This is a genomic window from Mycobacterium lehmannii, from assembly GCF_001499925.1.
Taxonomy (GTDB): domain Bacteria; phylum Actinomycetota; class Actinomycetes; order Mycobacteriales; family Mycobacteriaceae; genus Mycobacterium; species Mycobacterium lehmannii.
In genome coordinates, this window is sequence record NZ_LQIR01000045.1 from 172719 (window position 1) to 196389 (window position 23671).

The 23671-nt window shown below is 68.2% G+C and carries 19 protein-coding genes and 1 tRNA gene; 12 read left to right on the forward strand and 8 right to left on the reverse strand.

The annotated features are described in order from the left end of the window. Positions 1-49: 49 nt before the first annotated feature. The 4 genes from hpt to dacB are packed head-to-tail and all read right to left on the reverse strand — an operon-like array spanning position 50 to position 4023. Positions 50-640 (reverse strand): hypoxanthine phosphoribosyltransferase, encoded by a 591-nt coding sequence (gene hpt / locus AU192_RS20260; protein ID WP_064399298.1) that lies wholly within the window; start codon positions 638-640, stop codon positions 50-52. Next, positions 627-1613: a tRNA lysidine(34) synthetase TilS gene (tilS, locus tag AU192_RS20265; RefSeq protein WP_064399299.1), complete on the reverse strand. Its 987-nt coding sequence runs from the start codon at positions 1611-1613 to the stop codon at positions 627-629. The genes hpt and tilS overlap by 14 nt, the downstream gene beginning before the upstream one ends. Beyond that, positions 1592-2653, reverse strand: coding sequence for a zinc-dependent metalloprotease (locus AU192_RS20270; protein ID WP_099048075.1), 1062 nt, complete (start codon positions 2651-2653; stop codon positions 1592-1594). The genes tilS and AU192_RS20270 overlap by 22 nt, the downstream gene beginning before the upstream one ends. Continuing rightward, positions 2650-4023: a D-alanyl-D-alanine carboxypeptidase/D-alanyl-D-alanine endopeptidase gene (gene dacB / locus AU192_RS20275; protein WP_064399301.1), complete on the reverse strand. Its 1374-nt coding sequence runs from the start codon at positions 4021-4023 to the stop codon at positions 2650-2652. The genes AU192_RS20270 and dacB overlap by 4 nt, the downstream gene beginning before the upstream one ends. A gap of 114 nt (positions 4024-4137) precedes the next feature. Between dacB and AU192_RS20280 the strand changes: the two genes are divergently transcribed. From AU192_RS20280 to AU192_RS20290, 3 genes are all read left to right on the forward strand, one after another. Beyond that, positions 4138-4623, forward strand: coding sequence for an inorganic diphosphatase (locus AU192_RS20280; protein WP_064399302.1), 486 nt, complete (start codon positions 4138-4140; stop codon positions 4621-4623). An 83-nt stretch (positions 4624-4706) separates the two neighbouring features. Further along, on the forward strand, positions 4707-5228 hold the full coding sequence (locus AU192_RS20285; protein ID WP_235629722.1) for a 2-oxo-4-hydroxy-4-carboxy-5-ureidoimidazoline decarboxylase: 522 nt from the start codon (positions 4707-4709) through the stop codon (positions 5226-5228). Positions 5229-5350: 122 nt separating this feature from the next. After that, positions 5351-8635 carry a LuxR family transcriptional regulator gene (locus AU192_RS20290; RefSeq protein WP_235629721.1) on the forward strand — a complete coding sequence of 1095 codons (3285 nt, stop codon included), beginning with the start codon at positions 5351-5353 and terminating at the stop codon, positions 8633-8635. An 8-nt stretch (positions 8636-8643) separates the two neighbouring features. Here the strand turns inward: AU192_RS20290 and AU192_RS20295 are convergent, their stop codons facing one another. Together AU192_RS20295 and AU192_RS20300 are read right to left on the reverse strand one after the other, a co-directional pair. Next, complete coding sequence (locus AU192_RS20295) at positions 8644-9033, reverse strand: hypothetical protein (RefSeq protein WP_064399304.1); 390 nt, start codon at positions 9031-9033, stop codon at positions 8644-8646. 44 nt (positions 9034-9077) lie between these two features. Beyond that, complete coding sequence (locus tag AU192_RS20300) at positions 9078-10082, reverse strand: TerC family protein (protein WP_064399305.1); 1005 nt, start codon at positions 10080-10082, stop codon at positions 9078-9080. Positions 10083-10370: 288 nt separating this feature from the next. Between AU192_RS20300 and AU192_RS20305 the strand changes: the two genes are divergently transcribed. The 8 genes from AU192_RS20305 to AU192_RS25215 all read left to right on the forward strand — a co-directional run bounded on the left by AU192_RS20305 (position 10371) and on the right by AU192_RS25215 (position 20595). After that, positions 10371-14276 carry a Pls/PosA family non-ribosomal peptide synthetase gene (locus tag AU192_RS20305; RefSeq protein WP_064399306.1) on the forward strand — a complete coding sequence of 1302 codons (3906 nt, stop codon included), beginning with the start codon at positions 10371-10373 and terminating at the stop codon, positions 14274-14276. Continuing rightward, the gene (locus AU192_RS20310) at positions 14273-15604 is read left to right on the forward strand and encodes a M1 family metallopeptidase (protein WP_064399307.1); all 1332 of its coding nucleotides are present in this window, start codon (positions 14273-14275) and stop codon (positions 15602-15604) included. The genes AU192_RS20305 and AU192_RS20310 overlap by 4 nt, the downstream gene beginning before the upstream one ends. Then, on the forward strand, positions 15601-16878 hold the full coding sequence (locus AU192_RS20315) for a lipopolysaccharide biosynthesis protein (protein WP_064399308.1): 1278 nt from the start codon (positions 15601-15603) through the stop codon (positions 16876-16878). Before AU192_RS20310 ends, AU192_RS20315 begins: the two co-directional genes overlap by 4 nt. Before the next feature lie 64 nt (positions 16879-16942). Continuing rightward, positions 16943-17920, forward strand: a complete 978-nt coding sequence (gene galE / locus AU192_RS20320; protein ID WP_064399309.1) for a UDP-glucose 4-epimerase GalE — start codon at positions 16943-16945, stop codon at positions 17918-17920. Beyond that, positions 17904-19694: a hypothetical protein gene (locus AU192_RS20325; protein WP_207544961.1), complete on the forward strand. Its 1791-nt coding sequence runs from the start codon at positions 17904-17906 to the stop codon at positions 19692-19694. The genes galE and AU192_RS20325 overlap by 17 nt, the downstream gene beginning before the upstream one ends. 24 nt (positions 19695-19718) lie before the next feature. Beyond that, on the forward strand, positions 19719-20090 hold the full coding sequence (locus AU192_RS20330) for a carboxymuconolactone decarboxylase family protein (RefSeq protein ID WP_064399310.1): 372 nt from the start codon (positions 19719-19721) through the stop codon (positions 20088-20090). Further along, positions 20087-20227, forward strand: coding sequence for a hypothetical protein (locus AU192_RS26015; RefSeq protein WP_233151406.1), 141 nt, complete (start codon positions 20087-20089; stop codon positions 20225-20227). Before AU192_RS20330 ends, AU192_RS26015 begins: the two co-directional genes overlap by 4 nt. Continuing rightward, the gene (locus tag AU192_RS25215; RefSeq protein WP_242656982.1) at positions 20224-20595 is read left to right on the forward strand and encodes an alpha/beta fold hydrolase; all 372 of its coding nucleotides are present in this window, start codon (positions 20224-20226) and stop codon (positions 20593-20595) included. Before AU192_RS26015 ends, AU192_RS25215 begins: the two co-directional genes overlap by 4 nt. Here the strand turns inward: AU192_RS25215 and AU192_RS20335 are convergent. Then, positions 20566-20641, reverse strand: a tRNA-Thr gene (locus AU192_RS20335). The two genes, AU192_RS25215 and AU192_RS20335, sit on opposite strands and share 30 nt — an antisense overlap. 69 nt (positions 20642-20710) lie before the next feature. After that, positions 20711-21919 (reverse strand): DNA polymerase III subunit delta', encoded by a 1209-nt coding sequence (locus tag AU192_RS20340; RefSeq protein ID WP_064399311.1) that lies wholly within the window; start codon positions 21917-21919, stop codon positions 20711-20713. A gap of 88 nt (positions 21920-22007) precedes the next feature. Here AU192_RS20340 and AU192_RS20345 point away from each other — a divergent pair, with 88 nt between their 5' ends. Beyond that, positions 22008-23657 carry an adenylate/guanylate cyclase domain-containing protein gene (locus tag AU192_RS20345; protein ID WP_064399312.1) on the forward strand — a complete coding sequence of 550 codons (1650 nt, stop codon included), beginning with the start codon at positions 22008-22010 and terminating at the stop codon, positions 23655-23657. Positions 23658-23671: the final 14 nt, after the last annotated feature.

The following is a 23671-nucleotide window of genomic DNA, read 5'->3' on the forward strand; positions in this document are numbered from 1 at the left end:
CAGGTCTCTACTCGCACTTTCGCTGCTGGAACGCAATTTCGCGGAGGCGTCAGTGCTGCTCGTACACCTTCGGGTCCAGCGTGCCGATGTAGTCAAGGTCGCGATAGCGCTCGGCGTAGTCCAGGCCGTAGCCGACGACGAACTCGTTGGGGATGTCGAATCCGACGTGCGCGATCTCGACGTCGGCGCGCACCGCGTCGGGTTTGCGCAGCAGCGCGCACACCCGCAGCGAGCGGGGGTGGCGGGTGGCGAGGTTGCGCAGCAACCACGACAGGGTCAGCCCGGAGTCGACGATGTCCTCGACGATCAGCACGTCGCGGCCGTTGATGTCGCGGTCGAGGTCTTTGAGGATGCGCACCACACCGGACGACGACGTCGACGAACCGTAGGAGCTGACCGCCATGAACTCCAGCTGCGTCGGCAGCGGGATCGCGCGTGCCAGGTCCGTGACGAAGAAGACCGCGCCCTTGAGCACGGTCACCAGCAGGAGATCTTGGCCGTTTTCGGCGACGGTGTCGCGGTACTCCTCGCCGATCAGGGTGCCGAGCTCGGCGATCTTCGCCTGGATCTCGTCGGACGACAGCAGCACCGACTTGATGTCACCGGTATACAAATCGGCGGATCGCTCAGGCACGGGCACAGTTTTTCATGGTTCGCACCGGCTCCGTGTGCAGGGTCAGCATGCCGTCGCGGCGGCCCGCGATCAGCCGTCGCTCGCGCAGGGGGGATCCGACCGCGACCCCGCCCTGGCCTCGCCACGCCGTGACGAGGGCGTCGACGGCGCGGATCTGCTTGTCGGTCAGTCCGGCGGCACCGCCATCCAGGAGCCATCGACGAATCACCCTGCGCCGCAGTGCTTCTGGAAGAAGGGCGAGCTCGGCGCCGTCGAGCGCATCGTCGCGGCGCAGCCCGGTCAGTGCGCGGTCGGCCAGCTCGTCGAGGGTGTCGGTGTCGGCGCGCAACGCGCCTGCGGTGCGGGCCAACGCCTCGGCGACGCCTCCGCCGAGAACGTCTTCGAGCAGAGGTAGCACCTCCTCACGCAGGCGAACCCTGGTGAACCTGCGGTCCGCGTTGTGCGGGTCCTGCCACGGCGACAGACCGAGCTCGTCGCACGCCGCCTCCGTCGCCGCCCGCCGCACACCGAGCAGGGGCCTGCCCCACGGCGGGTCCCACGGCCGCATGCCTGCGATCGACCGCGGCCCGGAACCGCGGCCCAAACCCAGCAGCACCGTCTCGGCCTGGTCGTCCAGCGTGTGGCCCAGTAGCACGGGCATCCCGTCCCTCGCCGCGTCCAACGCGCGGTATCGCGCGGTTCGCGCGGCGGCTTCGGGACCCCCCACCGTACCGATGTCGACGGTGATCACCTGCGCTGCAACGCATCCCACTGACAGACCGTGTTTCCGCGCGTTCTCCGCCACGGCGGCGGAGTCCGGCTGCAACTGATGGTCGACGATCAGGGCGGTGGTCGGTTTGAGCCGCGCCGCGACCGCGGTCAATGCCAGCGAGTCGGGGCCTCCAGACAGTGCGACGCACCAGCGGTCGCCGACCCCGAAGTCGCGGTCGAACGCCTCGACCGCCGCCCGAAGCCCGGCTACAGCACCCTGTCGATCCATCGTTGAGGCTCGTCGATTTCGGTTGGCAGAGGCAATGTTTCGGGTCCCGTCCACACGGCATTGAACCGGTCCATGCCGACAGCGGACACCACGTGGTCCACGAACGCCTTGCCGCGGGTGTACTGGCTGAGCTTGGCGTCGATGCCCAGTAGCATCCGCACCACCCGCTGCAACGGCGACTGTTTGCGCTGACGTCGCTCGTCGAACCGCTTGCGGATCGTGGCGACCGACGGCACCACAGCGGAACCGACGGCGTCCATCACGTGGTCCGCGTGGCCTTCCAGCAGCGTGCCGAGCACGAGCAGTTTGTCGAGGGCCTCACGCTGAGGTTCGGACTGCACCGCCCGCAACAGCCCGATCATCCCATTCGAATTGACATCTGCCACACCGCCGTTCGCCTCGTCGCGGCGGCTGCGCACGAACGAGGCGAGCCTGGAGACCATCTCGGTGATGTCTTCGGAGCTTTCCTCGGTGAGCACGGCGAGTGCACCGGACATGTGTTCGGCAAGCCACGGGTTGGCGCGGAACTGCACCCGGTGGGTGACCTCGTGCAGGCAGACCCACAGCCGGAAGTCGTAGGGCTGCACCTGCAACTGGCGCTCAACGGCGATCACGTTCGGGTAGATCAGCAGCAGTTCGCCACCGCCGGGGCCGAACGGGTCGTACTGGCCGAGGATGCCCGAGGAGATGAACGCCAGCACCGCTCCGGTCTGCGCACCCGTGATGCGCCCGCTGATGGCACCTGCCGGCTTGTCCGATCCGCCCGTCATCACGCGCATGGACCGGGTGGCCGCGCGAATCCACTGGGGGCGGTCCACGATTCGCGCCTCGGGGATCTCACCGCCTTCGGTCATACCGGTGACCTCGCGCACCGGCAGTTCGGCGGAGCGCGACGCCGCGGCCAACTGCTCGATCACCTGCTTGCGCGTGTAGTCGGTCGACGCCGGGCCGGGCCGGGCGAGCTTTTCCCCCACGGCGGCGGCGAAGTCCCAGTCGACGGCGCGACCGACCGACAGCGAGGACTTGGTCGAGGGGCTCACGCGCTGCACCCGCAGGCTCGCAGAGTGGCGGCCACGTTGTCGAGGGCGATGCGTCCGGTCGGGCCTGCGTTGTTGGAGATCAGCGCGAACGTGAGCACCCGTCCGTCCTCGTCGGTGACGATGCCCGACAGCGAATTGGTGCCGGTCAGCGAGCCGGTCTTGGCCCGCAGAAAGCCGGCCGAATCCTTGTGCGCCCCTTCGAGATAACGGTTGGACAGGGTGCCGCTACCGCCGGCCACCGGCAGCAGGTCGACCAGCGGTCGCAACGCCGGATGCTCGTCACCGGCCGCGGCTTGGGCCACCTCGTCGAGCGTCTTCGCGGTGAGCCGGTCCTCGACCGACAGCCCGCTGGAGTCGAGCAGCCGCGCCCCGGCCGTGTCGATGCCGGCGTCGGCGAGCGCGCTCAGCGTCGCGCGCGTCGCGCCGTCGAAACTCTGCGGCCGGTTCGCCTGCGCGGCGACCTCACGGCCGATCGCCTCGGCCATCACGTTGTCTGAGGCGTACATCATGTCGCGTAGCCGCGAGATCAGCGGCGGCGACTCGACAGCGGCGATCTCCTCACCGCTGGCCGCGCCCGGCAGCACGGTCACCGTCGCCGGGTCGACCTTCAACGCCACCGCCAGCGCTCGCCCGGCATCCAGCGCCGGCGTGTGCGAACGCACCGAGTCGTAGCTCACCGGCTGGGTGCGGCCGCCGTCGAGCATCACCGACTCCATCGGCGCGATGTCGCCGTAGTCGATGTCGAGCGGATCCCAGCCCGGCGCCAGCGTCGGTCCGCTGTAGGTGCTGACGTCGACCGCCACCCGGGTGACCTCCATACCGCTGCCGCGGACCTGCTCGGCCAGGTCGCTGATGCGTGCCGCGTCGCGGTACCAGGTGTCCTCACCGGGCGGTGCCGCCGACAGCGTCGGATCTCCGCCACCCTTGAGCACCACCACCCCGGGCTGGCTGCCGCGCAGCACGCGGGTGGTGAGCCGCGCGTCGCCGTCCAGCGTCAGCAGCGCGGCCGCGGCCGTCAGCGACTTGTTGGTCGACGCCGGCTGCATCGGCATGTCGGCGCGTTGCGCCCACAACTCGGCCCCGGTCAGCGCGTCGGTGACACGGCCCGTGAGGTCGCCGAGGTTCGGGTCGGCCAGTACGGGCGCGAGCTTTGCGGCCAGCCGGTCCGGGACAGGCTTGGGCGCCGAGTCGGCGACCGGCACGACACCGGGGTTCGCGGTCGCGGCCGGCGGCGTCGGCTTCCCCGCCGAGGCTTCGGTCGACCGACCTGTGGTGAGCATCGCGGCCACCGCCACGACCACGGCAACCAGCAGCAAAACCGCCACCGAAACCGCCACGTGCGTGGATCGCCGCCACTGACTGGGCCGCATAACCCTCCTGCTCAACCTGGACCGCCCCCGTACAGCAGCGTATCCCTCGATTAATGTTGACCCGCGTTATCACCGGATGACCCAGACCAGAGCACAGGGCAAGGAGCCGCGGCCGTGCAGTTCGAGGTAGTGATTGAGATCCCCAAGGGTTCTCGCAACAAGTACGAGGTGGACCACGAGAGCGGCCGGGTGAAGCTGGACCGCTACCTGTACACGTCGATGGCCTACCCGACCGACTACGGGTTCTTCGAGGACACCCTCGGTGAGGACGGCGACCCGCTGGACGCCCTGGTACTGCTGCCCGAATCCGTGTTCCCCGGCTGCATCGTCGATGTCCGTCCGGTGGCGATGTTCCGGATGACCGACGAGGCCGGCGGCGACGACAAGGTTCTGTGTGTGCCTGCCGACGACCCGCGCTGGGAGCACATCCAGGACCTCGGCGACGTGCCTTCCTATGAGCTCGAGGCGATCAAGCACTTCTTCGTGCACTACAAGGATCTCGAACCGGGCAAGTATGTGAAGGCCGCCGACTGGGTCGGTCGCGCCGAGGCCGAGGCCGAAGTCCAGGCGTCGGTCGAGCGGTTCCAGAAGGACCACTGAGCCCGATTTACGGGCGCGCTGATTTTTCCTCGCCGTAACACGACGTAACCGGGACGTTCTCCCCGCGGTCGATCATTGCTGTCGTGTTGATGCATCAGGGGATCGGCCTCGAAGCGTTCAACGCCATGCCGATGCGCAGGGCCGTACACGCCGTGTACGAATGCTGCTACAGCGTGCCGCTGGCCGCCGATCTGGCGCGCGGACGGCCGTACGCCGACCACGACTCGCTGTTCCGGGAAGCCGATGCGCTGCTGTTCAGCCTCGGCGAGGACTCCATCGACACCATCCTGCAGGCCTACCCGGACGTCGGGCGGCGACCGGGCAGCGAGAAGTCGGCCGCTGAGCAGTGCGCGATCTGGTGCGACCAACCCGAGTTGATGGAACGCCTGAGTCAGGCGTCGAAGCAATACCTCGAGCACTTCGGCTTCGGGTTCGTGATGTTCGTCAACGGCTTCGACGCGGGGCGGGTGCTAGCAGCGATGCTCGACCGGATGCACAACGACATCGAGACCGAGCGCAAGGTCGTCCGCAACGAGTTGGCCCGCATCAATCGCACCCGGCTCGAACGCATGCTGGGTCCCGAAGGCGGCTACGACAACTGGTGACGCCGGACCCCTGAGCCGCGTTGCACGCGTCCCCGGGGAAGCGCGCGTACGCATTCCGGCGCCGGAACTATTGGCATTTTCGCTGATGTTTCCGCGATATCCCCGGTCACATGCTGGCTAGCATGAGCGAAACTAGCTGGAGCGACGTGAGCATGGGCGAGCTTCCTACTGGAACGGTCACGCTGCTGCTGGCTGATGTCGAAGGGTCGACTCGGCTGTGGGAGACCCAGCCGGAAGCGATGCGGACTGCCGTCGAGCGTCTCGACCGGACACTGGGCGACGCGGTCACCGCTCATGGCGGCGTACGGCCCGTCGAGCAGGGCGAAGGCGACAGCTTCGTCGTCGCGTTCGCCCGCGCCGCCGATGCGGTGGCCTGCGCCTTGACGTTGCAGCGGGCGACGCTGGCGCCGATCAAGCTGCGGATCGGGATCCACACCGGCGACGTTCGTCTGCGAGATGAGGGCAACTACATCGGACCGACGATCAACCGCGCCGCCCGGTTGCGTGACCTCGCGCACGGCGGCCAAACCGTGCTCTCGGGTGCGACCGAACCGCTCGTCGTCGACCAACTGCCCGCCGACATCACGCTTTACGATCTCGGTAGTCACCCGCTGCGTGACCTGCCACGCCCCGAACGGGTTGTGCAACTCTGCCACCCCGATCTGCCCAATCAGTTCCCACCACTGCGCACGGCGCACATGTCGAATGTCCCTGCTGCCGAGAACCTTCCGGTTCAGCTGTCGAGTTTCATCGGACGTAAGACCGAGATCCGTGGCATCCGTGAGGCGCTCGAGACCAACCGCTTGGTCACGCTGACCGGTGCGGGCGGGGCGGGTAAGACCCGGCTCGCGATACAGGTCGCCGTCGAAATCGCCACCGACTTCGCCGACGGCGTCTGGTACGTCGACCTGGCACCGATCACCGATCCCGACGTGGTGCCCGTGGCGACCGCGCGCGCCTTGGGCCTGCCCGACCAGCCCGGGCAGCCGACCACCGACGTGGTGCTGCGGTTCGTTCGCGACCGCCGAATGCTGATCGTGCTCGACAACTGCGAACACCTGCTCGACGCCACCGCTGAAATGGTCATCGCGCTGCTGGGTGCCTCTTCGACCTTGACGCTGCTGACCACGAGTCGCGAACCGATCGGTGTAACGGGCGAGGTGAGCTGGCGGGTCCCCTCGCTGTCGCTGGCCGACGAAGCGCTCGAGCTGTTTTCCGACCGCGCCCGCAGAACCAAACCCGATTTCCGAATCTCGGCGCAGAACTCGGGAACCGTCACCAAGATATGCCGCAGGCTTGACGGGCTTCCGCTCGCGATCGAACTCGCCGCGGCCCGGGTGCGGGCGCTGTCACCCGACGAGATCCTCGACAGCCTGCACGACCAGTTCCGTCTCCTGACGGGTGGAGCGCGTACCTCTGTGCGCCGCCAGCAGACGTTACGGGCATCGGTGGACTGGTCGCACGCGTTGCTAAGCGAGCCGGAGCAGACGTTGTTCCGGAGGCTGGCAGTGTTTTTCGGCGGTTTCGACCTCGACGCCGCGCACGCCGTCGCCGGCGATGACGACGCTGAGCGCTATCAGGTGCTCGATCAACTCACCCTGCTGGTGGACAAATCTCTCGTCGTTGCCGACGACACCGGTTGGGGCACCCGCTACCGGCTGCTGGAGACCGTGCGCCAGTACGCCCAGGAGAAACTGCACGAATCCCGCGAGGGTGACGTCATACGCGCACGGCACCGCGATCATTACAGTGCGACGGCCGCGCTTCTCGACAGGCCGCCCGATACCGACCACGAACGGCGCGTCGACTGGGCCGAAGCCGAAATCGACAATCTTCGGGCAGCTTTCGCGTGGAGTCGAGAGGGCGGCGATGCCGAGCGCGCGCTCACCTTGGCGTCCTCGCTGCAACCGTTGTGGTTGACGCGTGGCCGCATCCAGGAGGGGATCAGCTGGCTGAGCACCGCGCTCGACGACGCGGACGTCGAGTCCTGCGGCGCTTCGCCGTCACGAGTGAGGGCGTCGGCGAACAAGGCCATGCTGTTGGCGTTTCTCGCCACCAACGACAATGTGCGCGAGGTGCATCAAGTCCTCGAACTGGCCAGAGAGCTCGGCGATCCCGCACAGCTGGCGCGAGCCTTGACCGCCTGCGGAATGTTCGCCGCCGGCGACGAATCGGCCCGGCAGTACTTCACGGAGGCGGCCGAACTGGCCCAAGACCTGGGTGATTCGTGGATTCTGGGCCAGATCCGGGCGCAGGAGGCGCTGGCCGCCTTCATCGGTGCCCGTTCGGCCACGGTGGTGCAGCACGCCGCCGAGGAGGGTCTTCGAATCGCCACCGACATCGGCGACGGTTTCGTCTCACGGCAGTGTCGCCTCGCACTGGCGTGGAGGGAGCTCATGATTGGCGACATGCGCGCGGCTATCCCGCGGTTGACCGAGCTGATCGAGGAATGCTCGGTCAACCGCGATGCGATGTTCTCGATGTACACGTTGGTGGTGCAGACCTACGCCCTGGCATACACGGGCGAGGTGGACCGCGCCATGACCACCGCACAGCAGGCCCTGCGTCACGCTTCCGAGCTCTTCGACTACTACAAGGGTGCGGTCTACACCGCGTTCGCTCACGTCCACCTCGCTGCGGGCGACGCGGCAGCGGCGTGGCGGGAGCACGAAAAGGCCCGTGCCCTCACAGGTGTCGACCTCCGAGTCGCCTCCACCTATGCCTGGACGCCGCTGGGCCCGGCGGCGTGCGGCGACCTCCATGCCGCGCATCGTTGTGCCGAAGAGGTGGTGGCGCAGACGACGGGCGTTGGCCGATCGCTTGCGTTGGTCGCCCGGGCATACGTGAAGGTCGCCGCAGGCGAACTCGCGGCGGCAGAACGCGACGCCGACGGGGCGCTCGACCTGGCCGGTCGCCTCGGCTGCCACCTCGTCGTGCCCTTCGCACTCGAGGGCCTCGCCTCCGTCGCAGCCATGAGCGGCAATCATCTTGCGGGTGCGCGGTTGCTCGGCGCTGCGGACGCCGCGTTCGATCACATGGGCGTCGTGCGCTTCAAGGTCCTCGACTCCGTTGTCGAACAGGCGGCGGATATGCTTCGGGAAGCATTGGGCGAGAAGGGGTTTGATACCGCGCGGGCCGAAGGCGCGGCACTGTCCGTCGACGAAGCGCTCGCCTATGCGCAACGTGGTCGCGGTGAGCGTAGGCGCGCAGGAAGCGGGTGGGAGTCGTTGACCCGGGCCGAACTCGACGTCGTCAAGCTGGTCAGCGAGGGCCTGGGCAACAAGGAGGTCGCCGCGCGGTTGTTCGTCTCACCACGGACCGTGCAGGCCCACCTCACCCACGTGTACACCAAGCTCGGGCTGACCTCTCGGGTGCAGCTCGCACAGGAGGCGGCCAGGCACCGCTGAGCGCCGGCTTACGACGCCTGCGCCTGACCGCGTAATTCTAGGTTTCGCAGCACTGCGCGGCCCAGCGCGTGCATGTCCTCACGCGGCGACAGGGGCACGAGCGTGACGCCGTCGGCGACGCCGGCCGATTCGATGTCGGCGATCAGGCCGGCGAGACCGTCGACGGTGCCTGCGTAGCGCACGCCGTTGGCCGGTTCCAGGACGTCGCGCACGGACCGGAAGTCGGCTGCGACGGCGACCGTGACGTCAAGAATGACCGCGACGTCGCCGTCGGCCCGCACCCGGGCGCGGACCCGCCGTGCGTGTTGCAGGTCCTTGGCCGCAACGCGGACGGGCGGTTGGCCACCGTCGGTCAGTTCATCCCAGCCGTCCGGGGTCTCGGTCACAAAGAGTCGCACCCGGCAAGGCTAGGAGACCGCTCGCGGCGGGCCGAGCGTTGTGCTCAGCGCGAATCCAATTTCGAGCTGTCGTTGGCCGCGTTCTTCACATCGTGCACCCGGGTCTTGTAGAGGCTCGCCGCGGTAGTGATGAGCAACGTCACGATGATCACGCCCAGCGACAGCAGGGTCGGGATCTCGGGCACCGGGACGTGCTCACCGCCGTTGATGAACGGCACCTCGTTCTCGTGCAAGGCGTGCAGGAGCAGCTTGACGCCGATGAAGCCCAGGATGAAGGCCAGGCCCTGCGACAGGTACACCAGCCGTTTGAGCAGGTCGCCCAGCAGGAAGTAGAGCTGACGCAAACCCATCAACGCGAACACGTTGGCGGTGAAGACAAGGTACGGCTCCTGGGTGAGCCCGTAGATGGCCGGGATCGAGTCGAGCGCGAAGATCAGGTCCGTGGTGCCCAACGCCACGATGACGAGGAACATCGGCGTCATCAGCCGCTTGCCGTTCTCCTTCACCCATAGCTTCAGGCCGTCCCACTTGTCGGTCATGCTCAGGTGGTTGCGGGCGAACCTGACCACGATGTTGTCGCCGTCGTCTTCGTGGTCGGTGTCGCGGGCGAGATTGATCGCCGTGTAGATGAGGAACGCGGCGAAGATGTAGAAGACCCACGAGAACTGGTTGATGGCCACGGCGCCGAGCGCGATGAAGATGCCGCGGAAGATCAGCGCCAGGATGATGCCGACGAGAAGCGCCTGCTGCTGATACTTCCGGGGCACATTGAAGCTGGCCATGATGATCAGGAAGACGAACAGGTTGTCCACCGACAAGCTGTACTCGGTGAGCCAGCCCGCGAAGAACTCGACGCCGTACTGGCTGCCGTGGAAGAACCAGGTCCAGATCCCGAAGGCGATCGCCAGGCTGACGTAGATCGTCAGCGCGGTCCCGGTCTCCCGCTTCGACGGTTCGTGTGGCCGGCGGCCGATCACGATGACGTCGAACAGCAGGATGGCCATCGTCACGCTCAGCGTGATGATCCATTCGAGGGTGGAAACGTTCACTTAACCTCCGGTCGTCAAACGCCGGAGGTCTCTTCCACCGCCACGATCAAACGTGTCGGCCCGCAGCACCGGTCGTCCGATGACGGCCGACGTGATGACGACACCGCGGCGAAGGAATACTCCCCTCCGCAGGCGATTCTGCCAGGTACTGGCGAATGACCGGTAGCGGGGAAAGTCAAACCTCCGCCGCGGCCCTTTTCGGTGCTCGGCGGCCAGTGTCGCAATCGTGATCGCGACGCCGCGTGCGGCTCGGCCGGCACCGGGGGTGGGCTGAGTAGCTTTGTAGCCGTGACTGGGGAGTTGCGGCAGGAGATCCCACCTCAATATCTGTTGTCCCCGCTCGCGCCGGAGCCGCGAACGCTCATCGACATCCTCTATGAGACCGCGAAGCGCTTCCCGGAGGCGCCCGCGATCGACGACGGCGACGTCCAGCTCACCTACGCCGAACTGATCACCGACATCGAGGACAGCGTCGCTTGGCTCGCCGCGCGGGGCATCGGCCGCGGCGACCGGATCGGCATCCGGATGCCGTCGGGAAGCTACGCGCTCTACGTCGCGATCCTCTCCGTGTTGGCCACCGGCGCCGCTTATGTACCCGTTGACGCGGACGACCCCGAAGAACGGGCTGAGCTGGTGTTCACCGAGGCCAACGTGGTGGCGGTCATCACCGAAGCCGGCCTGTCGCGCGGGCCGGGGTCTTCGCGGGGTTGGCGGGCCGCGTCGCCTCTGGGCCGCGACGATGCGTGGATCATTTTCACGTCCGGCTCCACCGGCACACCGAAGGGCGTGGCAGTCACCCACCGCAGCGCGGCCGCGTTCGTCGACGCTGAGGCGCAATTGTTCGTTCAGGACAGTCCGATCGGACCGGGCGACCGGGTGCTGGCCGGTTTGTCGGTGGCCTTCGACGCGTCGTGCGAAGAGATGTGGCTGGCGTGGCGCCACGGCGCCTGCCTGGTGCCCGCGCCGCGGTCGATGGTGCGCAGCGGTATGGACCTCGGGCCGTGGCTGGTGGCCCGCGACATCACGGTGGTGTCGACGGTGCCGACGCTTGCCGCGTTGTGGCCCGCCGAGGCGCTCGAGGCGGTGCGGCTGCTGATCTTCGGCGGCGAAGCCTGCCCACCCGAGTTGGCCGACCGGCTCGCTGTCGAGGGCCGGGAGGTCTGGAACACCTACGGGCCGACGGAGGCGACCGTGGTGGCGTGCGCCGCCCGGCTGTCGGGAGGTGGCCCGGTGGCCATCGGCTTGCCGCTGCTCGGGTGGGACCTGGCGGTGGTCGACTCCGAAGGCGAGGCGGTGCCCTACGGCGCCGTCGGCGAGCTGGTCATCGGCGGCGTGGGGCTGGCGCGCTACCTCGACCCGGAGAAGGACGCGGAGAAGTACGCGGCGATGCCGACCCTCGGGTGGAAGCGCGCGTACCGCAGCGGGGACCTGGTGCGGCTGGAATCCGACGGGCTCTACTTCGTGGGCCGCGCCGACGACCAGGTCAAGGTCGGCGGGCGGCGCATCGAACTCGGCGAGGTCGACACCGCGCTCGTCAACCTGCCCGGGGTGAGCGGCGGCGCGGCAGCGGTCCGTCGCACGGCCGGTGGCACACCGCTGTTGGTCGGCTACATCGCCAGCGCAGATCCTATGTTCGACCTGGCCAAGGCGCGGGTGTCGCTGGCCGAGACGTTGCCCGCGGCGCTGGTCCCCCGGCTGGTCCTGGTCGACGAACTCCCGACCCGCACCTCGGGCAAGGTCGATCGCGACGCGCTGCCGTGGCCGGTCGACGTCGGCGACGACGACGGCGCCGGGCTGACGGGGACGATGGGCTGGCTCGCCAGCCTGTGGCGCGACGTGCTCGCCGCGCCGGTCGACGGTCCCGAAGCCGACTTCTTCGCGCTCGGTGGCGGCTCGCTGTCGGCAGCGCAACTGGTCGCCGCCCTGCGTCGGCGCCACCCGCAGGTCACGGTTGCCGACCTGTACGACCACCCGCGGCTCGGGTCGCTCGCGGGTTTCCTCGACGAGCTCGATCCGCCGCCGCAGGTGCATCCGCGCACGGTGAAGCCGACGTCGCGCATGACGCAGGCCGTGCAGGTGGCGTTGTCACTGCCGCTGGCCACGCTGACCGGACTGCAGTGGGTGGTGTGGCTGGCGTTGGCCAACAACGTCCTTGCCGGGTTCGTCCCCTGGACCGCACCGCTGAACTGGTGGTGGGTCGGCTTGGGTTTCGTCCTGTTCGTCACCCCGCTGGGCCGGATGGGCATCGCGGCGCTGTGCGCCCGCCTTCTCCTCGACGGGTTGGCGCCGGGCACCTACCGGCGAGGCGGGTCCGAGCACCTGCGGGTGTGGCTCGCCGAACGGCTCGCCGAGGCCAGCGGCGCCGAAAATCTCGCGGGCGCACCATGGTTGGTGTACTACGCCCGCGCACTGGGCAACAAGGTCGGCAAGGGCGTGGATCTGCACTCCACACCCCCGGTGACCGGCATGCTCAAGCTCGGGCACCGAAGTTCGGTCGAGCCCGAAGTCGACCTGTCCGGCCACTGGGTCGACGGCGACCTCTTCCACGTCGGGCCGATCACCGTCGGCAACGACGCGACGATCGGCGCACGTACGACACTGCTGCCCGGTGCCGTCGTCGGCAAGAACGCCGATGTGGCCCCCGGTTCCGGCGTCGTCGGCAAGGTGAAGAACGGCCAGTACTGGAAGGGTTCACCCGCGGTGAAGTCCGGCAAGGCCCGTCACCCCTGGCCCGAACACCGCCCGCCGCGGGCGCCGGTATGGGTGGCGGTCTACGGCGTCTCCTCGATCGTTCTCGGAGGACTGCCGTTGCTCGCGATCGCGGCCGGGCTGGCCGTGATCGGATACGGTGTGCGCGAGACGAATTCGGTGGTGGACGCGATCGCCCCCGCGGCGCTGTGGACTCCGGTCGCGACACTGGCCGCCGCACTCATATACGCGGCGCTGACGGTGGTCGGGGTGCGGCTGCTCTCGCTGGGGCTGCGCGAGGGGTATCACCCGGTGCGCAGCCGCACGGGGTGGCAGATCTGGACCACCGAACGGCTGATGGATGCCGCGCGCACCTACCTGTTCCCGATCTACGCAAGCCTGCTTACCCCGTCGTGGCTGCGGGTGCTCGGCGCCAACGTCGGTCGCGGAACCGAGATTTCGACCGCACTGTTCACACCCAAGTTCACCGTCGTCGAGGACGGCGCCTTCCTCGCCGACGACACCATGGTGGCGTCCTACGAGTTGGGTGGCGGCTGGATCCATGTCGCGAAGGCGACGATCGGCAAGAGGGCGTTCCTCGGTAACTCCGGCATCACCCAACCGGGTCGCAAGGTACCCGACGACGGCTTGGTGGCGGTGTTGTCGGCGGCCCCGCACAAAGCCAAGGCTGGGTCCTCCTGGCTGGGCAGTCCGCCGGTCCGATTGCGCCGCAAACCGACCGCGGCCGACGCGCTGCGCACCTTCCATCCCTCGGCGCGGCTGAAGCTGCTGCGGGGTTTGGTCGAGATGTGCCGGATCATCCCGCTGATCATGACGTTCGCGATCGGGGTGGCGGTGCTGCTCACCCTGCAATGGTTGGCCGTTGAAGCCGGCTGGGGGTGGGCCGCGTCGAGTGCCGGCGCGGTGCTGTTGGTCGCCGGAGGCGTTGCCGGAGCAGCCGCGGTGATCGCGAAATGGCTTGTGGTCGGCCGCATCGAGGCCGGCGAACACCCGCTTTGGTCTCCTTTCGTCTGGCGCAACGAGGTCTACGACACCTTCGTCGAGACCGTCGCGGCCCCCTGGTTCGCCCGCGCGGCCAGCGGGACACCGGTGATGAACCTGTGGTTGCGGGCGCTCGGCGCCGGGATCGGGCGCGGCGTCTGGTGCGAGACGTACTGGTTACCCGAGGCCGACCTGGTGACCCTCGAGCAAGGCGCCACCGTCAACCGCGGCTGCGTGGTGCAGACGCACCTGTTCCACGACAGGATCATGCGAATGGACACCGTTGCGCTGGAGCAGGGTTCGACCCTGGGTGCGCACAGCGTCGCGCTGCCCGCCGCACGTATCGGCGCCGGTGCGACCGTCGGCCCGGCCTCACTGGTCGTGCGTGGTGACGAGGTACCCGCGTCGACCCGGTGGCAGGGCAACCCGATCTCACCGTGGCAGGCGCCGCGCAAGAAACGCGCCGGCACGTCGGCGCCATCGACTGAAGAAACCGCCGCGTGACGCGAGGTAAGAAGAAGTCGACACCGGTCATCGACCCGTACCTGCCCACCAGCGGCAACTTCGGTTACCGGGTGTCACGCTACGAACTCGACATCGAGTACAAGGTCGCCATCAATCGGCTCACGGGCACCGCGACAATCACCGCGGTGACTCTCGCTTCGCTCCGCACCTTCACCCTCGACCTCGCCGACACGCTGTCGGTGACGAAGGTGACCGTCAACGGCGCACGGCCACAACAGTTCCGCACCTCTTCGGGCAAGCTGCACATCGCGTTGCTCGATGTGCTGGCTCCGGGCGCGGCGATGACGATCGTCGTGCGCTACGGCGGCGCCCCCAGGCCGATCCGTTCACTGTGGGGCGATGTCGGTTTCGAAGAACTCAACGACGGCGCCCTGGTCGCGGGTCAGCCGAACGGTGCGCAGTCGTGGTTTCCCTGCGACGACCACCCGAGCGCAAAGGCCAGCTTCCGTCTGCAGATCGCCGCCGAGAGCCCGTACCGGGTGATCGCGAACGGCGAGTTGGTGTCTCGCCGCGCACGGGCCGGGATGACCACGTGGACATACGACTTGCCCGAGCCCACCTCGACCTATCTGGTCACGCTGCAGATCGGGATGTACGAACGCCAGCGGCTGGCCGACAACGGGGTTCCGATCCACGCGGCGCTTCCGGACCGGCTGCGGGATAACTTCGAACACGACTTCGCCGCGCAACCGCAGATGATGAAACTGTTCGTCACGTTGTTCGGCGACTATCCGCTCAGCGAGGGCTACACCGTCGTGGTCACCGACGACGACCTCGAGATCCCGCTTGAGGCACAGGGGATTTCGATATTCGGCGCCAACCACTGCGACGGCAGGGGTCGGGCTGAGCGCTTGATCGCGCACGAACTCGCCCACCAGTGGTTCGGCAACTCGGTGACCGCCAAGCGGTGGCGCCACATCTGGCTGCACGAGGGGTTCGCCTGTTACGCCGAGTGGCTGTGGTCGGAGAACTCGGGCGGCCGCAGCGCCGACGAGTGGGCGCGGCACTACCATCAGCGGCTTGCCAACTCGCCGCGCGACCTGCTTCTGGCCGACCCGGGCCCGCGCGACATGTTCGACGACCGGGTGTACAAGCGTGGGGCGATGACGTTGCATGTGCTGCGACGTCATCTGGGCGACGGCAACTTCTTCGCGCTGCTGCGCGACTGGACTGCGCGCTACCGGCACAGCACCGTGGTGACCGACGACTTCACCGGGCTGGCATCGCATTACGCCGACGAGTCGCTGCGACCGCTGTGGGATGCCTGGCTGTACTCCCCGCAGTTACGCGACCTGGACACGCCGTGACCGACGCGGGCGCGCCCTTCGATCCGGTCACCGCCAGCAGCGCGGCACCGGCCGGTCCCGCCGCGCGCGGCAGCGTCGGCCGGGTCGGTGTGGCCACCGCCGCGATCGCGCTGTGCGGTTATGCGGTGCTCTACCTGGCCGCCCGCGACCTCGAGCCCGCCGGGTTCTCGTTGTTCGCGGTGTTCTGGGGGGCGTTCGGCCTGGTCTCGGGGGCGACGGGCGGGCTACTGCAGGAGGCCACCAGGGAGGTCCGGTCCGCAGCGCACATCGAGGTGACCGAGGGCCCGCGCAGCCGTCCGATGTGGGTGGGCGCTCTCGTGGGCGTCGTGTCGGCCGCTGCGATCGCGCTCAGTTCACCGCTGTGGTCCGAGTATGTGTTCGTCGAGTCCCGATGGCTTTCAGTGACGCTGCTGTCCGTCGGACTCGCCGCATACTGCCTGCACTCCACGCTTCTCGGCATCTCGGCCGGACTGGACAGGTGGACGGCGTACGGATCGCAGATGGTGACCGACGCAAGCCTGCGGCTGCTCGTGGCCGTCGCGACATTCCTGGTCGGCTGGGGCCTGGCCGGCTATCTGTGGGCCACCGTGGCCGGTTCGGTGGCGTGGCTGATCATGCTGATCGTCTCGCCCGCCACCCGGCGCGCCGCGGGTCTGTCGACCCCCGTCAGCACCGCGGATTTCCTACGGGGCGCGTCGCATTCGATCACCGCGGCGGGCGCGAGCGCGATCCTGGTCATGGGATTTCCGGTGCTGTTGCAGGCGACCTCCGACGACCTCGGCGCGGTCGGCGGCATCGTGATCCTGGCCGTCACGCTGACGCGGGCCCCACTCCTCGTCCCGCTCACGGCGATGCAGGGGAACCTGGTTGCCCACTTCGTCGACCAGCGCACGCACCGGATGCGCGCTCTCGTCGCGCCCACGGTGATCGTCACCGGTGTGGGCCTGCTCGGTGTGCTGGTGGCTTGGGCGGCCGGACCGTGGCTGTTGCGCAGCGCATTCGGTGCCGAATACCGCGCCGACGGTGCCCTGCTGGCCTGGTTGACGGGCGGTGCGATCGCCGTTTCGCTGCTCACGCTCACCGGCGCCGCGGCGGTGGCGGCCGCACTGCACCGCGCGTACTCACTGGGCTGGGTTTCGGCGACCGTCGCGTCGACGCTGTTGCTGCTGTTACCGCTGGATCTGCAGACGCGCACAGTGGTCGCGCTGGTGTGCGGTCCGGTGGTCGGTATCGCCGTGCACCTGTTCGCGCTGTCTCGCAGGCGTGCGGCATGACACCGGTTCGGAGCGCAGGTCGCCCCTCCGTATGCTGGCCCCGTTCTAGGGTGAGGAAAAGCGAATGACTTGGCTGGTGACCGGCGGCGCCGGGTACATCGGTTCCCATGTGGTGCGTGCCCTGTCGGACGCCGACATGCCGGTGGTGGTGATCGACGATCTGTCGACCGGCCTGAAGCGATTCGTTCCGCCGACGGTTCCGTTCGTGCGCGGCACCCTGCTCGACGGTGAAGTCGTCGCACGCACGCTCGACGAGTATCACGTCAGCGGCGTCATCCACATCGCAGGGTTCAAGTACGCCGGTGTCTCGGTGCAACGCCCACTTCACACCTACGAGCAGAACGTCTCGGCGATGGTCACGCTACTCAAGTCGATGGAGGCCGCAGGCACCGACAAAATGGTGTTCTCCTCCAGCGCCGCCACGTACGGCACCCCGGACGTCGACACCGTCACAGAGCAGACGCCCACTTCGCCGGAATCCCCGTACGGCGTCAGTAAGCTGGTGGGCGAGTGGATGATTCGCGACGCCGCCCGCGCGTCCGGGTTACGGCACACCAGCCTGCGCTACTTCAATGTTGTGGGATCGGGTTCGGCGGATCTGTTCGACGTCAGCCCGCACAACCTTTTTCCGCTGGTGTTCGACATGTTGTGCCGCGACGAGACACCGCGGATCAACGGCGCCGACTACCCCACTGCCGACGGCACCTGTGTGCGGGACTACGTCCACGTGTCGGACCTCGCGCTGGCGCATGTCGCCGCGGCGAGTCGGCTGGAAGCCGACGACGCAATCGAGCCCGTCTACAACCTCGGTAGCGGCAGCGGCACCTCGGTGCGAGAGATCATGACCACCATCCGCGATGTGACCGGATTCGATTTCGAGCCGGTGGTCGGTCCGCGCCGGCCCGGTGACCCCGCCCGCATCGTCGCGTCGGGCGACTTGGCCGCGCGCGACCTCGACTGGCGGATGCGGCATTCGCTGGAGGAGATGGTGCGCTCGGCGTGGATCGCTCGCCGGCAAGCAGGGGATGCCTATCCGCGGTAACTTCGCGCTGGGCAACTGGGTCGCGCGCACCGCCATCGTCCTGATCGTCGTGCAGTTGGCGATCCGGGCGGTGCTGGCGTTCGGCGGCTACTTCTACTGGGACGACCTGATCTTGATCGGCCGCGCGGGTACCCAACCGCTGCTCTCGCCGGCATACCTGTTCGACGACCACGACGGTCACGTCATGCCCGCCGCGTTCCTCGTCGCCGGTGGCATCACCTTGTTGGCACCCCTGAACTGGATCGGCCCGGCGATCAGCCTGCTCGTCTTGCAGTTGCTGGTGTCGCTGGCGCTGCTGCGGACGTTGCACATCATTCTTGGGTGGCGACCAGTCCTGTTGCTGCCGTTGACATTCGCGTTGTTCACGCCGCTTGCGGTGCCCGGGTTCGCCTGGTGGGCGGCGGCACTGAACTCGTTCCCGATGCTGGCGGCGTTGGCGTGGGTCTGCGGTGACGCGATCCTATTGGTGCGCACGGGTGAGAAGCGGTACGCGGTGACGGCTCTTCTGGTCTACATCGGCGGTCTGCTGTTCTTCGAGAAGGCTGCGGTGATCCCGTTCGTCGCGTTCGCGGTGACCGCTCTGCTGTGTTACGTAACCGACACCGGACCGGTGAAAACGGTGTGGCGTAGCGGAATCCGCCTGTGGGTGCCGTCGCTGGCGGTCACGGCGGGATGGGTCGGCGTGTACCTGGTCGTGGTCGACCAGAAGCGGTGGAGTTTCGACCTGGCGATGACGTGGGACCTGCTCGCGCGGTCGGTGACGCACGGGATCGTGCCGGGGCTGGTCGGCGGCCCGTGGGACTGGCAACGGTGGGCGCCTGCCTCGCCGTGGGCGACCCCACCCGCGACGGTGATGGTGTTGGGCTGGGTGGGTTTGGCCGCCGTGGTCGCGGTGACGCTGCTGCGCAAGCGGCGGATCGTCGCGGTGTGGTTGGTGGCCGCGGGATACGCGATGGCCTGCCAGATCCCGATCTACCTCATGCGGTCATCGCAGTTCACCGCCCTGGAATTGGCGCAGACGCTGCGCTATCTGCCCGACCTCGTCATCGTGCTGGCGCTGTTGGCGGCGGTCGGGCTGTGCGCCCCGAACCGGGCGGGGTCGCGGTGGCTGGACGCATCACGCACCCGAACAGTGGTGATCTGTTCGCTTACAGCCCTGTTCGTGGCCAGCAGCGTGTACTCGACGGCGACGTTCTTGACGACGTGGCGCGACAATCCGGCGCAAGGCTATCTGCGCAACGCGTTGTCGGGCCTGGCCGACGCGAGCCGGATGTCGGACGCGCCGATGCTCGACCAGGAGGTCGACCCGATGGTCCTGCAGCGGGTCGTCGGACCCGAGAACCGGGCCAGCCACATGTTCGCGCTGGTGCGTGAACGTCCCGAATTCTCCGCAGCCACAGACGAATTGCGCATGCTCGACCACACCGGTCGCGTGGTCGACGCGAAGGTCACCTGGGTGCGCGCCATCGCGCCTGGACCGCACCCGGACTGCGGCTACCTGGTGCAGCCCGAAATTCCGGTCCACATGCCGCTGGACGGCCCGCTGCTACCTGCCGACTGGACGGCCGAGATCAACTACCTGGCCAACAGCGACGGCTCGATGACGATGTCGCTGTCGGAGGGGCGCGAGGTCAAGGTGCCGGTGCGACCCGGCCTGAACCAGGTGTTCGTCCGGCTACCCGGTGCGGGCGACGCGATCGACGTCCGCGCGAATACCGCCGCGTTGTCGGTGTGCATCGCGTCGGGCCCCGTCGGATTCGTGGCACCGAAATAGCGGTCAGCGTGCCAGGCTGTCGGGATGACCGACATCCGTGACCAAGGCCTCCAGGTCTTCCGCGAACTTCTTCCCGGCGCCCTCCCCGACGGGGACGTCGAACTACCCACCGACTCTTTCGGCGGCGAGATGCTTCCCCTGGCCATGGACAACGTGTTCGGGCGACTGTGGACCCGGGAGGGCCTGGGCCGTCGCGACCGCAGCCTGCTGACACTGGGCCTCCTGATCGCCCTGCGCGCCGAAGACGAACTGCGGATCCACGTTCAGATCGCGCGCACCAACGGCCTCACCGACGACGAGATCGCCGAGGTCATCTACCACTGCACCGGCTACACCGGTTTCCCCGCCGCCAACTCGGCAATGAAGATCGCCAAGGAGGTGTTGCAGCCGACGTGAGCATCGCACCGGTCACCCACCACCACCGCGTCACCGTCGACGGCGTCGACACCTTCTACCGCCAAGCCGGGCCGCCCGATCCGTCTCGCCCTGGCCGAACCCGAGCGCGTCGCGGGCCTCGTCATCCAGAACGGTGACATCTAAGCCGACGCGTTCGGGCCGAAATACGGGTTCCTGCGCGAGCTTTGGGACAACCCCGGACCGGCTGGCCAACCTCATCCACCTGCTTGAGGACCAACCCTCGACACTCGACTGGTTCGCTGAGGAGCAGGCCTACCTGCGCACGCATCAGCCGCCGACATTGATTGTCTGGGGTCCGCATGACGGCTACATGCCCGAGGAGTCGGCGCAGGCTTACCACCGCGACCTGCCCGAAGCGCCCCTGCACCTGCTCGGCGGCGGGCACTGGCTGCTGGAAACGCACCTCGACGAGGTCGTGCCGTTGGTCGCTGATTTCCAGACCCGAGGACCGAACTGGAGCCACCTAGGAGAATCGAACTCCTGACCTGCTCATTACGAGTGAGCCGCTCTGCCGACTGAGCTAAGGTGGCGTGCCCGGCTCACATGTGTGTCAGCCACAGGCGGGACGAGTCTACGGCAGGGCCCGCCGCCGACCCAACTCAGTCGCGCAGTGCGCGCCCGACCGTCGCCACCATCGCGTCGACCGCGAACTTCGGCTTCACGTTGACCGTCAGCGCCTCGCGGCACTCCAGGACTGCTTCGATGCAGCGCAGCAGTTTGTCCGGCGGCGCATGCGCGGCCAGCCTGGCGATCTCCTCGGCCATATCGGGGTGGTTGTGCGCAACGTCGCCGGCGTCCGAGGCCACCAGCAGCGCGTCGCGGAAGTACGTCGCCAAATCGATCAGCGCGCGGTCCAGAGAATCACGCGAGGCACGCGTCTTGCGCGACTTCTGCCGTCGCTCAAGGGCACTCAGGGCGCCCGCCGCTCCGCGCAGCGAACCGGCGGTCCCCTTTCCGGTGCCACCCGCACCGAGCGCGGTGCGCAGTTCCTCGGTCTCGGCCTCGTTGCGGTCCACCGTCAGCGCCAGGGCCTCGTCTTCAGCCGTCTTGACCAACTCCTCGGCCGCGGCATAGGCGCGTGACGGCGTCGCCGCGTCGCGCGCCAGACCCAGCGCCCGCTTCCGACGTTCCCGCGCCGACTCGTCGGTGGCCAGCCGGCGGGCCCGCCCGACATGGCCGCCGCTGACCGAAGCCGCCCACCGCGCCTCGGCCTCCGGAAGCCCGTCGCTGTCAATCAGCACACCCGCAATCGCGTCCACGGTGGGGGTGACCAGCGCGACGTGCCTGCAGCGCGAGCGCAGCGTGATCGCGATGTCCTCGGGATCCACCGACGGCGCGCACAGCAGGAACACCGTCGACGGCGGCGGCTCCTCGACCACCTTGAGCAGGGCGTTCGCCGCTCCCTCGGTCAGCCGGTCGGCGTCCTCGATCAGCACGATCTGCCAGCGCCCGGTGCCCGGTCGCCGCGAGGCGATCTGCACGATCGTGCGCATGTCGTCGACACCGATCGACAGCCCCTCGGGAATGATCCGCCGCACGTCGGCGTGGGTGCCGGCCATCGTCGTCGTGCAGGCCCGGCACTCGCCGCACCCGGGCACACCGTCGGAGGTGCACTGCAGCGCCGCGGCGAAGCACAGCGCCGCCACCGACCGGCCCGAACCGGGAGGGCCCGTGATCAGCCACGCATGTGTCATGGATCCGACCGCCGCCCCGCTGTGAGCCGCCTCACCGCGTGCGGCGCGTGCCGCGGCCACCAACTCGGCCTCAACAGCCTGTTGACCCACGAGACGCGAGAAGACACCGCCCATCGGAGATAACAGTAGTGCTGCGAACCGACACGTCCGTCTCACAGCACCCGTACCCGTCGCCGAGGCCCGATACGGTTGACGCGTGGCCATGGAAGATCGACCGATCGGGCGGATCAGCGCATTCGTCCGGTGGGCCGCGCGCACCCCGTGGCCGGTGTTCACGCTGGGCATGGTGCAGGCCGACATCATCGGCGCCCTGCTGGTCTTCAGCTTCCTGCGATTCGGCCTGCCGCCCGAGGACCGCATCCAGCTGCAGGACCTGCCCGCCTTCAACCTGGCGGTCTTCCTCGGCTTTCTGTTCGTGTCCTTCACGATCGCGGCGTACTGGAGCCTGCGGCTGCTGATCCCGGTCATGCGTTGGCAACGCCGCGACATGCTGCTGGGCGACCGGGACCCGGCCGACACCGAACTGGCCCGCACCCGTGCGCTGAAGATGCCGTTCTACCGGTCGGTGATCAACGTCGCGAACTGGTTCCTGGGCTCGGTGGTGTTCATCGTCGCCAGCTGGCCGGTGGCCAGCAAGTCGGCGCCGGTGGTGGCCGTCGCCACGGGGCTGGGCGCCACCGCGACCGCAATCATCGGCTACCTGCAGTCCGAACGGGTGCTGCGGCCCGTCGCGGTGGCCGCGTTGCGCGGCGGCGTACCGGAGAACTTCCGCGCGCCCGGGGTGATTCTGCGCCAGGTGATGACGTGGGTGCTGTCCACCGCGGTCCCGATCATCGCGATCGTGCTGGCCGTGGTGGCCAGCAGATTCGGGGTCCTCACCGCTCCCGCCGACCGGCTGACCACCCCGATCCTGATCCTGTCGATCTCGGCGCTGGTGGTCGGGCTGGCGGGCACCGTGCTGGTGGCGATGTCGATCGCCGATCCGCTGCGCCAGTTGCGCTGGGCGCTCGGCGAGGTGCAGCGCGGTAACTACAACGCCCACATGCAGATCTACGACGCCAGCGAGCTGGGGCTGCTGCAGGCAGGCTTCAACGACATGGTGCGCGACCTCGCCGAACGGCAACGCTTGCGCGACCTGTTCGGCCGCTACGTGGGCGAGGACGTGGCCCGGCGCGCACTGGAACGCGGCACCGAACTCGGTGGTCAGGAACGCGACGTCGCGGTGCTGTTCGTCGACCTGGTCGGATCCACACAGCTGGCGTCGACCATCCCCGCCGCCGAGGTCGTCAACCTGCTCAACGATTTCTTCCGCGTCGTGGTCGACACCGTCAACCGCCACGGCGGCTTTGTCAACAAGTTCCAGGGCGATGCGGCGCTGGCCATCTTCGGCGCGCCGATCGAGCATCCCGACGCGTGCGGCGGCGCGCTGGCGGCCTCACGGGAACTGCACGACGAGCTGATCGAGGTGCTGGCCCAGACGGAGTTCGGCATCGGGGTGTCGGCAGGCCGCGCGATCGCCGGGCACATCGGTGCCCAGGCCCGCTTCGAGTACACCGTGATCGGTGATCCGGTCAACGAAGCGGCGCGGCTGACCGAGTTGGCCAAGCTGGAGGAGGGCCACGTCCTGGCCTCGGCGATCGCGGTCAGCGGCGCCCTGGACGCCGAAGCGCTGTGTTGGGATGTCGGCGAGATCGTCGAACTCCGTGGCCGTGTGGCCCCGACACAGTTGGCACGGCCGCTGAACCTGCTCGGCTCCGACGGCGCCCGCCCCGAGCAGACCGAAACAGATCAGGCCGACGGCGACGCTGAGCAAAACGCCGAACGTGAAGTTGTTTCCGAAGAATCACGCTGATCTCGAGCACAAGC

Coding starts and splice junctions, on each gene's coding strand:
- tilS (WP_064399299.1), bottom strand. CDS start 1,613: ATGGATCGACAGGGTGCTGTAGCCGGGCTTCGGGCGGCGGTCGAGGCG.
- dacB (WP_064399301.1), bottom strand. CDS start 4,023: ATGCGGCCCAGTCAGTGGCGGCGATCCACGCACGTGGCGGTTTCGGTG.
- AU192_RS20290 (WP_235629721.1), top strand. CDS start 5,351: ATGAGCGAAACTAGCTGGAGCGACGTGAGCATGGGCGAGCTTCCTACT.
- galE (WP_064399309.1), top strand. CDS start 16,943: ATGACTTGGCTGGTGACCGGCGGCGCCGGGTACATCGGTTCCCATGTG.
- AU192_RS20325 (WP_207544961.1), top strand. CDS start 17,904: ATGCCTATCCGCGGTAACTTCGCGCTGGGCAACTGGGTCGCGCGCACC.
- AU192_RS20330 (WP_064399310.1), top strand. CDS start 19,719: ATGACCGACATCCGTGACCAAGGCCTCCAGGTCTTCCGCGAACTTCTT.
- AU192_RS20340 (WP_064399311.1), bottom strand. CDS start 21,919: ATGGGCGGTGTCTTCTCGCGTCTCGTGGGTCAACAGGCTGTTGAGGCC.
- AU192_RS20345 (WP_064399312.1), top strand. CDS start 22,008: ATGGAAGATCGACCGATCGGGCGGATCAGCGCATTCGTCCGGTGGGCC.